Raw genomic sequence first — 11,856 nt, 5'->3', positions numbered from 1 at the left:
CACTCATTGCCCAGACGATATTTCATGGTATTGCCGCCCAGACCGAAGCAGCCTTGCGAACCGCCGCCGCCCGAGGTATTGCTGCCGGCGCCGGCGCGCAGGTAGCCATGGAAGCCTTCGGAATCGGATGGGTACATAGGGTCGGCGGCAGCGGAACCGCTGGCGATGGCCAAAACGATGGCAGCTGGCAGTGTCTTCAACACGGCCTTCAACATGTTGCGATGCAGCATGGTAAGTCTCCTCAGTAGTTATTTTTTATCTAGTCATTCGTGGCCGAATGTACTGGCCAGAATTCTTTCCAGCAGGGACATAGTAACTATACTACGAACAAATATCAACATATTATGTTGTAATCCTACGACTACTCTGCGACACTTTATTTGCGTACCGACAAGCGAGTTGACTGCCCTGTTTTTTTCGCTGGCGCCACCGCATCTGGCACGGTGGACAGGCATTTGCGAAGGCATCCCGCATTTTTCGGCACGCGGCACGTATACGAATTAAAATCCTTGGTTTTTGCCCATAACGACAGTGCGCGGCCACGACCACGCACGCAGACGAGACAAAGCACCGCCATGAAAATTGATGAAAAAATGGAAGTAGCAGGCAGCGATCCAGCGGAGCGTTTCAGTGAAGGCCCGCGCCTGCTGGCAGACATCGGCGGCACCAATGCCCGCTTCGTGCTGGAAACGCGCCAGGGCCACCTGGAAGCGGTCGCCGTGCTGCCCTGCGACGACTACGCGTCGCTGCTCGACGCCATCACCGCATATATGGATAGCAGCGAGGCGCGCGCCGCCGGTTCGGCGCGCGTGCGCCATGCGGCCATCGCCATCGCCAATCCCATCGACGACGACAATATCCGCATGATGAACCATCACTGGTTCTTCTCGATCGAGGCGATGCGCGCCGCACTGGGCCTCGACACCTTGCTGGTGGTGAACGACTTCACGGCGCTGGCCATGGCCCTGCCCTATCTGCGGCCCGACCAGCGCCAGCAGATCGGCGGCGGCATGGCGCGCGCCGACAGCGTCATCGGTTTGCTTGGTTCGGGCACGGGCCTGGGCGTGTCGGGCATGATCCCCGCGGAAGACCGCTGGATCGCGCTGGGCAGCGAAGGCGGCCACGTCAGCTTCGCCCCCTGCGACCAGCGCGAGATGGACGTGCTGTCCTTCGCCTGGCGCGAACTGTCGCACGTCTCGGCCGAGCGCCTCGCCTCCGGGCGCGGGCTGGAACTGATCTACCGCGCCCTGTCCGACCGGGCTGGCCGGCATGACGTCCCGCCGCTGCTGGCGGCCGACATCACCAGCCGCGCCCTGAACAATGAATGCGACGTGTGCCTGGAAGCGGTCGACTGCTTCTGCGCCATCCTCGGCTCCATCGCCGGCAACGTGGCCATGACCCTGGGCGCCCTGGGCGGCATCTATATAGGCGGGGGCATCGTGCCGCGCCTGGGGCCTTTGTTCGAACGGTCGCAGTTCCGCGCCCGCTTCGAGCAAAAGGGCCGCCTGAACGAATACCTGGCGCAGATCCCCACGTTTCTGATCACGGCCGAACTGCCTACTTTTCTGGGCATCGCCGCCATCCTCGCGCAAAAGCTCAAGCGCGCCCATACCGGCGCGCCCGTGCTCGAATCCGTGCGCCAGGCGCGCGGGCGCATGAGCCCATCGGAATGCAAGGTGGCCGACTGGGTATTGAAAGAGCCGAACGCCATGCTGACCCTGCCGATCGCCGAAATCGCCCAGCGGGTCGGCGTGAGCCAGCCGACCGTGATGCGCTTTTGCCGCTCGATCGGCGTGCAGGGCCTGGCCGATTTCAAATTAAAACTCGCTTCCGGCCTGACGGGCGGCGCCATCACGGTGGCGCACTGCCACGTGGAGATTTCGGACTCCGACGCGGAACTGGCGCGCAAGGTGCTGGGCAATAACGCTTCAGCCGCGCTGGCCATGCGCGACATGCTCGACGTGAAGGCGCTGACGGCGGCCATCGAACTGCTGCGCGGCGCGCAGCGCGTGGAATTGCTGGCCGTGGGCAGCGCCCGCGTGGTGGCCGACGACATGCAGCACAAGCTGCTCAATCTGGGCATCGTCAGCAGCTTCTTTGCCGATCCGCAGGCGCAGGAAATGAGCGCCGCCATGCTCAAGCCGGGCGACGTGGCGCTGGTCATTTCCCGTTCGGGCGCCCTGCCCGACCTGCTGCGTACCGTCAAGGTGGCGCAGGGCTGCGGCGCCCGCGTGCTGGCGATCACGGCCAGCGGTTCGCCATTGGCCAAGCTGGCCGACGTGCTGCTGACCCTGAACCACCCGGAAGGCAACCTCAATTTCGTGCCCATGATCGTGCGCCTGCTGCAGCTGATGATGCTCGATATCCTGTCGGTGGGACTGGCGCGGCGCGACACGGCGCAGCGCACCAGCGCCGCCCAGCTGGAAGAGGGTCAACTGCACGGCATGCGCATCAGCGGCAAGCTGAAATTCGGTGGCCACCTCGAATAAAGCGGCGCATGCCGCCCACGCCGCCGCCGACACGGCCAGCGGCGCCACCGTGCATGACGTGGCGCGCCTGGCCGGCGTCTCGGCCATGACGGTATCGCGCGTCATCAACGGGCGCGCCAGCGTCAGCGCGGCCACGCGCGACAAGGTCGAGGCGGCCATCGCCAGCCTGCGTTACCAGCCCAACCTGGCGGCCCGTGCCGCCCGCACGGGCACCCTGCGCATCGGCTTGCTATACAGCAACCCCAGCGCGGCCTTCCTCAGTGAATTTCTCGTCGGCGCCATGGACCAGTGCCGCCAGGGCGGCGGCCAGCTGCTGCTCGAACGCTGCGAAGACCTCGATAGCCAGCGCGCCGGCATCGATTGCCTGGTGGCGGCCGGCGTGGACGGCATCCTCGTGCCGCCGCCCCTGTGCGATTCACCGGAAGTGCTGGCGCAGCTCAATACCATGGGTATCCCCGCCATCGCCGTGGCCACGGCGCGCCCCTCGCCCGGCGTCTCGGCCGTGCGCATCGACGACTACGAGGGCGCGCTGGCCATGACGCGCCATTTGATCTCACTGGGCCACCGCGACATCGGCTTCATCGAAGGCGACCCGGCGCACACGCCCGCCCTGCTGCGCCGCCAGGCCTTCGAGGACGCCATGCGGGAAGCGGGCTTGCAGGTGCCGCCGCACAGGGTGGCGCAAGGCTATTTTACCTACCGTTCGGGGCTCGACGCGGCGCGCCGGCTGCTGGCGCACGAACCGCACCCCAGCGCCATCTTCGCCAGCAATGACGACATGGCCGCCGCCACCCTGGCCGTGGCGCACGGCATGGGCTTGCAGGTGCCGGCGCAATTGAGCGTGTGCGGCTTCGACGACACGCCCGTCGCCAGCACCGTCTGGCCCGAGCTGACCACCATCCACCAGCCCATCGCCGACATGGCGCGCGCCGCCGTCAAGCTCGTCATCGACGAGATACGCCAGCGCCGCGCCGGGGAGACGGCGCCCGCCACGCATCACTTGATGGAATTTACCCTGGTAGAGCGCGCATCGTCGGGCAGCTATGCGCCGCCGACGGCACAGGGCCAGCGCAGGCCTTGACGTTGCCGGAACAGGCGATGCCACCACCCGCCATTCCGGCGCACCCGGCCCTACAACGCCTCGGTCAAGGCGGGGCTGCCGATGGAAGTGACGGCATAACCGTTGCGGCCAGCGCTTTTTGCCTTGTAGAGCGCCGTATCGGCCGCCGTCAAGAATGCCCCCGCCGTCGTATCGCCCCGGGTGCAGAACGCCAAGCCGACACTGGTGGTGACATGCAGACCGATACCGCCGCAATCAAAGTGCACGGCCATCCCTTGCACGATTTTCTTGCCCAGTACCGCGAGCTCGGACTGCTCCGTCAGTTGTTCAAAAATAATGACAAACTCGTCGCCGGCAAGGCGGGCCACCGTGTCGGAGGCCCGGACGCAAGCTTTGAGCCGTTTGGCAAATTCAATCAATACCAGATCGCCGATACCATGCCCATACGTGTCATTTATTTTTTTGAAATAGTCGATATCCAGATACGCCAGCGCCAGGCCCGTGCCAGCGCGCCGCGCACGCGTCAATGCCGCGGCCAGCGCCTCGTCAAACATGCGCCTGTTGTGCAGGCCCGTCAGCATGTCAGTACGCGCCAGAGCGGCGAGGTTGTTTTCCGCCGCTTCCCTCTGCAGCGACAGCGCATAGAATGCACGGCTCAGCTTTCCAAACTCGTCTTTACGGGCGATATCAAACACCGCAATATCGGCATTGCCTGAGCGTATGCTCGCCACATGCCGGCCCAGATCGCCCAAAGGACGCAAGAGCAGCATCACCGCGATCCAGCCGGCACAACTGGCCAGGAAGGCTACGCCTGACGAAGCAATGATGACTTTGGCATACATATCGGTGACCGGCGTGAATGCCTCGCTTTCAGGATAGACGGCGCCGATGATCCAATCTGCCGCGCGCAAATGCTTGTACGTCATAATTGCCTGCACGCCCAGCTTGGTTTTACCTTGCGTCCAACCGTCGAATCCCCGCAATGCGGCCAAGGTGGAAGGGGTTGCGCCGCCCGTTTCATCATGCACCCGCTTCAGGACGCGCGCCGGGTCCGGATGGTGGAGTATCGTGCCGTCGTCGGTCAACATAAACAGATAACCGCTCTTGCCCGGCTTGAGCTGCTCCCACTGGCCAAAAAATGTCGGGCTTTGCAAATTGAGACCGCCAGCGATTACATACAGCAATTTGCCGGCTTTGTCATAGATCGGTTCGGTTACCAGCACAACGGGCTTGCCCGACAGCTGGCTCTTGAATGGACGCGATATCACGCCTTCCCTGAGCTTCACGGTATCGATAAAATATTCGCGCGCAGCGAAATTGAGCTTGCCGGCCACGCGCCGGTCATTCATGCTGGCAATCAGTTTCCCGGTAGCATCAAAGGCGACGAGATTGAAAAATTCCTCGCGCAGAGTTGGATGATTTTCTATAAATGCCTGCATCCGCTGCGGATGTTCATACACATCCGCAGGCAGCCCTTCCGCCAGCACCTTGAGCAGCGCTTTCTTGGCATTCAAGTCTTCGTCGATATATGCCGCGGCACTGGTCAGCAAGGCATATTGCTGATTGCCGATGACGGATACCATCTGCCCTTGCGCGACAGACAGCGATGTGAGCGCAACAGAACCCGTTGCACACAGCACCAGTACGCCCACGAGCACAGTCATCTTGAATTTGAAGCTCCGGGGATTGAAAAACTTCCAGATCTTATGCATGCGGACTTCCTTCTCAGCGCCCGTGCTCTGTAAAGCGCACGGACCCGGCCAAGTGGCGCCATGCATGGCAATGGGAAGCACGGCATATTGGTCAGCGCATGACTTCGAACCTATCCCCGGATGAATACACTCCCAGAACAGGCTCTTGACATGGCAAGAGAGCAAATCTTACGCCTATTCTCGCAAAAAGGGCGCCCTGGCGCCGCTGAATAGACACGCCATCCCCACATCATCGCCATATCGTACGCTCCAGCAACGATTCCACCACTTGCACCGCTGGCGGTGAACCGCCTGCCGCCAGCAGGCGCCCGCCACGCATCCTCTGATGGCGCTTACCTTGATGTAACGGGCGTCGACAGGGCCAGCGCGCTAGTCACACGCGGCCAGGCAGGCTCAGGGCTGCATCCCGGGCACTTGCATTTCCGCCTTGCGCGCCGCGATCTGGCCGCCCATGGCCAGCAGATCGAGTTGCGCCTCGCGCGCGCGCGGAAAAATCTCGCCCTCCTCTTCCTGTACGTGCTGCTCGATCTGCCTGGACAAGACCTTGACCTTGGCGTCGTACAAGTCTTCGCCGGGCGCCATGGCGACGATTTGCGCGATCAATTCCTTGGCCGAGGCGTGCTCGACGATGGCTTCGTCGATCAAGTCTTCGTTCAGGCGGCTGGCCTCGCGCACGGCCGGATAAAAGATTTCCTCTTCCGCCATCGCATGCTTGCTCAATTCCTCGCAGATTTTCAGCGCCAGCTTGCGTTTGCTGGCGAGCGACCTGTCGCTGAGCCCCTCGTACTGTTCGAACAAGTCCTTCACCGTCTGATGATCTTGCGTCAGCAGTTCGATCGCATCCATGTCTTGCATACCGGCATTTTGCTGGGAAACGGACGCTGCCTGATGGGATTGGGTGGCCATGATGTGTTCTCCAGGTGTGCAATGAAGTCCCCATTCTAGACAGGGCCATGCGGCGTGCATGTAGGAGGATTGCCAACGTCAAGGTAGGCCTGGCGGGAAGGTCAACGCGTTTCGATGCAGATCAAGCTGACCATGATAAATTTTTGCATTGCGTAAAAAATATGCGTGGTGCGCCTGCCTGCCAGCGCACCGCGCCATACGACTTAACGCAGCTGCGTGCGCTGCGCCAGCGATTCCACCAGGTCCACCGAAGGCGGCGAGCCGCCGGCCGCCAGGCAGGCGCCTGCTCCGGCCGCGACGGCAAAGCGCAAGTGCTGGCCGCCGTCCGCATAGGGCCGGTACATCAGGCTGTACAGCAAGCCGCCGATGCTGGCGTCGCCCGCGCCCACCGAGTCGACCACCTCGATGGCGGGCGGGGCCGCCTGCCATGTCTGTTCGCCCCGGTACAGCGCCGCACCTTGCGCGCCACGCGTATACAAATACGTGGCCTGCGGATTCCAGCCGCGCAGCACGGCAAACGCGCCATCGATATCGTCGTGGCGGAACAGGCCCGCCAGGTCTTCATCGGACACCTTGATCACGTCGGCCAGCTCCGTCATGCGGCGCAGGGTGGCGTCGTAGCGCGCATCCATCATGATGCGGAAATTCGGGTCATAGCTGATTTTCACGCCAGCCGCCTTGAGCTCCTGCGCCAGCGCCACCAGCTTGCCCGCCAGCGGTTCGCGCGCCAGGCTGATGCCGCCGAAATGCACCCATTGCGCGCCCTGCATCCAGCCGGCCGGCAGCTGCGCCGCGTCGAAATGCAGGTCGGCGCTGTCGTCGCCGATGAAGTAATACGTGGGAGGATGCAGTTCATGCACGATGGCCAGCAGCGGCGATTTCGCGCGGCGCTGCAAGAAGCGCATGTCCAGGCCTGCCGCGTCGGTCGCTTGCGCCAGCGCGTCGCCGAAGACGTCGAGGCTGACGGCGCCCGCAAAGGCGCTGGGCACGCCCAGGCGCGCCATCACGCGCGCCACGTTCCAGGTCGAGCCGCCCACCTGGCTGCTCCAGGCGTCCGCGCCCGTGCGCAGCATGTCCGTCAGCGCTTCGCCGGCCGACACGAATTGTGGAAATTCGCGCGGGAAGGCGGCGCTCATGCGGCACCTTTGAGCACGTTCAACACTTCATAGCAGGCGCCCATGGTGTGGTAATCGGTCTTGCCGGCCGGGCTTTTCTCGTTGCTGATTTTCTGGTTTTCGGGCGTCAGGATGCGGTACCAGGCGCCGTGTTCGTGGTCGACGAAATGCTTCCAGCTGTAGTCCCATATCTTGTCGTAGCTTTGCCAGTAGGCGTCGTCGCCCGTGCGTGCGGCCAGCACGGCGGCGGCGGCGAAGCTTTCCGCCTGCACCCAGAAATATTTGTCGCCGTCGCAGATTTCATCGTGCGGGCCAAAACCGTAGTGGATGCCGCCATGCGCGCCATCCCAGGCCTTGGCCAGCGCCGTGTCGTACAGTTCGCGCGCGCGCGGCAGCAGCCACTCCGATGGTCCGGCCATGAACCTGGCGTGGCGCTCCATGATCAGGAGCAGCTTGGCCCATTCCGTGAAGTGGCCGGGCTGGTAGCCCCAGGGACGGAAGATATTGCTCTTGTCGTGCAGGTTGTAATCCCAGTCGATAGCCCAGTCGCTCTTGTAGTGTTCCCAGATCATGCCGTTGGCCAGGCCCGCCTGGCGCACCGTGATGTTGTGCGCCAGCGTTTCGGCGCGGTGCAGATAGCGCGCCTCGCCCGTCGCCTCGAACGCGGCCAGCATGGCTTCGCACGCATGCATGTTCGCGTTCTGGCCACGGTAGCCGTCCAGGGTGGACCAGTCGGCGCTGGCCACGTCCGCATACAGGCCGTGCTCGGGCAGCCAGAAGCGCTGCTCCATCAGTTCGAAGGTCTCGTCCAGGTAGGCGCGCGCTTCCGGCACGCCGGCCTGCAAGGCATGCGCATAGGCGAGCAGCACGAAGGCCAGGCCATAGCAGTGGTTGGCGCCGTCTTCGACCGTCTTGACGCCGTCTTTCCACGACAGTTGCCAGGCGTAGCCGCCCGTGTCCGGATCGCGGTGCACGTCGCGCAAGAAGGCCACGCCATGGCGCAGCGCTGCCTGGTAATCGTCGCCGCCGAAATGGCGGTAAGCCATGGCGTAATTGAAGATGAAGCGCGTGCTGCTGACCAGGTGACGCGTGGCAGCGTCGTAGACGGTGCCGTCGTCGAGGAAGAAGTGGTAAAAGCCGCCGCTCGGGTCAAACGCGCGCGGGTGGTAGAAGTGCATCGTGTGCTGGATGTGCTTTTCAAGCATGGCCCTGGAGCGAAAATCGGGATTCATGGGTCTCTCATGATATTGTTATCGATAACAATGATGATAGCATGCCGTTTCCGCCCCGTCTCGTCCACTTAAGGGAGCGTGGCTGACTTGCGCTTTTCACGCCACAGCGCCGCCTTGGCCGGGTCGGCCGCCTGTCCCAGCTCGCCCTTATCGTACACCTTGACCAGCCGCTCCATGGCTTCCGCGTCGCCCTGCTTCGCCGCCAGCAGGTACAACTCGAAGGGCTGGGGCGCCGGCCCTTGCCGGGTAGGGCCGCCGCGGCCCTGCTCCAGCAGCCGCGCGAAGCCCGTCTGGCCCGGGGGACTCTTGGCGATGGCCGCCATTTCATACCAGCCCAGCGCCGCCTCGTCACTCTGCGGCACGCCCTGCCCCACTTCATACGAGTAGGCCACATTGTTCAAGCCCGGCGGATCGAGCGCCTTGGCCGCCCGCATGTACCAGCCGAACGCTTCCCTGCGCTGCGCGTCATCGTGCGCCGTCTTCATCAGGCGGTAGCCGATTTCATTGTAGGCGGGAATGAAACCGTTTTCGGCATAGAACTTCAGCCAGTGCAGCGCGTGCGCCTGTTCTTCCGGGCTGCTGTGGATGTTTTCAAAGTGCTGGGCCACCATGAAGTTGGCCAGTTCCACGCCTTGCGCGGCGCCCTTGCGCGACCAGTATTCGCCCAGCTTGCGGTCGATGGGTATGCCCTGCCCCAGCGTATAGGCGACGCCCAGGAATGCCTGCGCCGGGCCATAGCCGCCTTCGGCCGATTTCCGCATCCACGCCAGGCCGGCGTCAACGTCACGCGGCGTGCCCTCGCCCTCGTGCAGCATCTGCGCCAGCTCCAGCTGGGCGGCCGCATCGCCCCCTTCGGCGGCGCGGCGCGTCTTTTCGTAGGCGGTGATTTTTTCCGGCGACAGGTCGGCCGGGCGGTTGACCACGGCCTGCACCTTCGCGCGCATGTCGTCGAGGCCGGACATATCGAATTCGGCCAGAGCCGGATGCTGGCGCGGTTCTTTGGAGGGCGCAGGCTGCGCCAGCACGGGCTGCGCCAGCGCCAGGGTCAATAACAATACGATGGTCTTCATTTCTTCTCGCTTTCCGCCAGCCTGGCGCGCCATTCGGCGGCGTCTTCGGCATTCGCCTGTTGTCCCAGTTCACCCTTCACGTACACGTCGAGCATGCGCCGCATGGCGGGCAAGTCGCCGCTCCATCCCGCCCGCTCGTACCAGACCAGGGCCAGCTTGTCCGACTGCGCCACGCCCAGACCCAGCTCGTGCGCGCGGGCCAGGTTGCGCATGCCGGCCGGTTCCTTTTCACGCGCCGATCTGTCATACCAGCGGAAGGCCTCGCCGCGCTCCTGCTCATCGGCGGCTGCGCGCATCAGGTGCTCGCCCAGCGCATTATAGGCAGGAATAAAGTGTTCTTCGAGCGCGGCCTTCTTCAGCCAGATGATGGCCAGCGCCTGTTCTTCGGCAGGGCTGCTGCCATCGATGAATTCCAGCGCCAGCATGGTTTGCGCCAGCGCGTCGCCCTGCGCCACGCCCTTGCGCAGCCAGTACTCTCCCTGCACGCGGTCGATGGGCACCTTGCCGCCCACCGTGTAGGCCAGCCCCAAAGCTGCCTGCGCCGGCGCATAGCCGCCTTCGGCCGACTTGCGTATCCAGGCCATCGAGTGCGCCGTGTCTTGCGGCGCGCCGACGCCCAGCTGCAGCATGCGCGCCAGTTCCAGCTGCGCCTCCACGTCGCCCGTTTCAGCCATACGCCGGGTCTCGGCAAACTCGGCGATGCTTTCCGGGCTATGGCTGGCCGCATCGGCCCGTGCCTTGATGGCGATCAGCTGCAGATCGAGCAAGGTAGGCGAGGTTTGCGCCAGTACAGGCAGCGGCAATAGCAAAGGGAGCAGCAATAGTAATTTCCTGGTCATGCGGCGGTGTCGACAAGAAGAAAACACGCATGGTAGCCGATGCCATGCGGGACAGGTGCGCACGGTAGGCGAAGTTTGACAGGGGGCGTTGGCAGGCTTACATTGCACGGGCTCACCACTGACACAGGAATGCCATGAACCTTCTATCGAAAACCGCCCTGACCCTTCTGCTCGCCGCAGCCTGCGTGGGTGCCAGCGCCGCAGACACCCAGCTGGCCGGCTGCGCCGCCAAGCGCGAAAGCATCCGCAGCGAATTGCAGCAGGCGCAGGAACAGGGCCTGTCCGACAAGGTCGCGGGCCTGACGCGCGCGCTCGACGAAGTCAACGCCCACTGCCGCGACAGTACCCTGATCGAACGCCACAACAAGAAAATCGTCAAGGCGCAGGCCAAGGTGAACCAGACTGAGCGTTCGCTGCGCCTGGCCCAGGAAGCGAATAAACAGCCGAAGAAAATCGCCAAGCTGGAAGGCAAGCTGGAAAAAGCCAGGGCCGAATTGGCGGCCCTGCAGGCGCAGCAGCCTTAAGCTTTCTCGCCCAGCAGCTGATAAATGCTGGAGAAATCCAGCGCGCCCGCCCCCGCCTTGCTGTGCAAGCTATATAGATTGCGCGACAGGGCGCCCAGCGGCACGCTCGCCCCACTGGCCAAGGCGCTTTCCACGGCCAGGCCCAGGTCTTTCAGCATCAGGTCGACGCCGAAGCCGCCCGTGTAGCCGCGCGACGCGGGCACGTTCTCGGCCACGCCGGGACACGGGTTGTACACCTCCAGGGTCCAGTTGCGGCCCGAGCTTTTCGCCATCACGTCCGACACCACTTTCGGATCGAGGCCATTGGCCACGCCCAGGCGTATCGCCTCGCTGGTGCCGATCATCAAAATCCCCAGCAGCATGTTGTTGCAGATCTTGACCGTCTGCCCGCAGCCGGAGCCGCCCGCATGGAAGATCGCCTTGCCCATCACGTCCAGGTAGGGGCGCGCCGCCGCCAGCGCGGATTCTTCACCGCCCACCATGAACGTCAAGGTGCCGTTGGTGGCGCCCGCCGTACCGCCCGACACGGGCGCGTCCAGCATGGGCATACCCTTTTCCTCGGCCGCGCGGCCCACCTGGCGCGCCGCCTCGGTGGAAATCGTCGAACAGTCGATCAGCAAGGTGCCGGGCCGCGCCTGCGCCAGGATGCCTGCGTCGCCCAAAGGGTTACCCAAATAAGCGCCCAGCACGTGGCGGCTGGCCGGCAGCATGGTGATGACGATGTCGGCCTGGCCTATCGCCGCGCCCTGGTCGTCCGAGACGAGGCCGCCGCCGGCGGCGAACTGCCGCACGCTGGCCGGCAGCAAGTCGAAACCCGTCACCGCATGGCCGGCCCGCACGAGGTTTTGCGCCATGGGTAAGCCCATGTTGCCCAGGCCGATGAAAACGATATTGGTGCTCATCGCCGCC

11 protein-coding genes are annotated in these 11,856 nt (G+C 64.0%); 3 read left to right on the top strand and 8 right to left on the bottom strand.

What is annotated here, in order from left to right; translation table 11 throughout:
* The coding region (locus tag AC1Q6X_RS25080) for a carbohydrate porin (RefSeq protein WP_492498731.1) at nt 1-230 on the bottom strand (230 nt) is incomplete at its 3' end.
* Nucleotides 231-575: 345 nt separating this feature from the next.
* On the opposite strand from AC1Q6X_RS25080, the gene AC1Q6X_RS25075 reads away from it, so the two are divergent.
* Entirely contained in the window at nt 576-2,489 is a 1,914-nt protein-coding gene (locus AC1Q6X_RS25075; protein ID WP_070222013.1) for a glucokinase, read from the top strand.
* Complete coding sequence (locus AC1Q6X_RS25070) at nt 2,473-3,570, top strand: LacI family DNA-binding transcriptional regulator (RefSeq protein ID WP_492498730.1); 1,098 nt, start codon at nt 2,473-2,475, stop codon at nt 3,568-3,570. Before AC1Q6X_RS25075 ends, AC1Q6X_RS25070 begins: the two co-directional genes overlap by 17 nt.
* A gap of 50 nt (nt 3,571-3,620) precedes the next feature.
* Here the strand turns inward: AC1Q6X_RS25070 and AC1Q6X_RS25065 are convergent, their stop codons facing one another.
* From AC1Q6X_RS25065 to AC1Q6X_RS25040, 6 genes are all read right to left on the bottom strand, one after another.
* Nucleotides 3,621-5,261 (bottom strand): diguanylate cyclase domain-containing protein, encoded by a 1,641-nt coding sequence (locus AC1Q6X_RS25065; RefSeq protein WP_070310689.1) that lies wholly within the window; start codon nt 5,259-5,261, stop codon nt 3,621-3,623.
* A 393-nt stretch (nt 5,262-5,654) separates the two neighbouring features.
* Nucleotides 5,655-6,107 carry a hemerythrin domain-containing protein gene (locus AC1Q6X_RS25060; protein ID WP_070310706.1) on the bottom strand — a complete coding sequence of 151 codons (453 nt, stop codon included), beginning with the start codon at nt 6,105-6,107 and terminating at the stop codon, nt 5,655-5,657.
* Between the two features lie 263 nt (nt 6,108-6,370).
* Nucleotides 6,371-7,303: a carbohydrate kinase family protein gene (locus AC1Q6X_RS25055; protein ID WP_492498729.1), complete on the bottom strand. Its 933-nt coding sequence runs from the start codon at nt 7,301-7,303 to the stop codon at nt 6,371-6,373.
* Complete coding sequence (locus tag AC1Q6X_RS25050) at nt 7,300-8,514, bottom strand: AGE family epimerase/isomerase (RefSeq protein WP_492498728.1); 1,215 nt, start codon at nt 8,512-8,514, stop codon at nt 7,300-7,302. Before AC1Q6X_RS25050 ends, AC1Q6X_RS25055 begins: the two co-directional genes overlap by 4 nt.
* A 68-nt stretch (nt 8,515-8,582) precedes the next feature.
* Nucleotides 8,583-9,584 carry a tetratricopeptide repeat protein gene (locus tag AC1Q6X_RS25045; RefSeq protein WP_492498727.1) on the bottom strand — a complete coding sequence of 334 codons (1,002 nt, stop codon included), beginning with the start codon at nt 9,582-9,584 and terminating at the stop codon, nt 8,583-8,585.
* Entirely contained in the window at nt 9,581-10,405 is an 825-nt protein-coding gene (locus AC1Q6X_RS25040; RefSeq protein WP_492498726.1) for a tetratricopeptide repeat protein, read from the bottom strand. The genes AC1Q6X_RS25045 and AC1Q6X_RS25040 overlap by 4 nt, the downstream gene beginning before the upstream one ends.
* A gap of 152 nt (nt 10,406-10,557) precedes the next feature.
* Between AC1Q6X_RS25040 and AC1Q6X_RS25035 the strand changes: the two genes are divergently transcribed.
* The gene (locus AC1Q6X_RS25035; RefSeq protein WP_230505500.1) at nt 10,558-10,947 is read left to right on the top strand and encodes a DUF1090 family protein; all 390 of its coding nucleotides are present in this window, start codon (nt 10,558-10,560) and stop codon (nt 10,945-10,947) included.
* Here the strand turns inward: AC1Q6X_RS25035 and mmsB are convergent.
* A complete protein-coding gene (gene mmsB, locus AC1Q6X_RS25030; protein ID WP_230505498.1) occupies nt 10,944-11,849 on the bottom strand; it encodes a 3-hydroxyisobutyrate dehydrogenase in 906 nt (301 codons plus the stop codon). The genes AC1Q6X_RS25035 and mmsB overlap by 4 nt on opposite strands.
* Nucleotides 11,850-11,856 lie beyond the last annotated feature (7 nt).

It is taken from the genome of Janthinobacterium sp. GW823-FHT06H09 (assembly GCF_058794735.1).
This window is presented reverse-complemented; position numbering and strand designations above follow the sequence as displayed.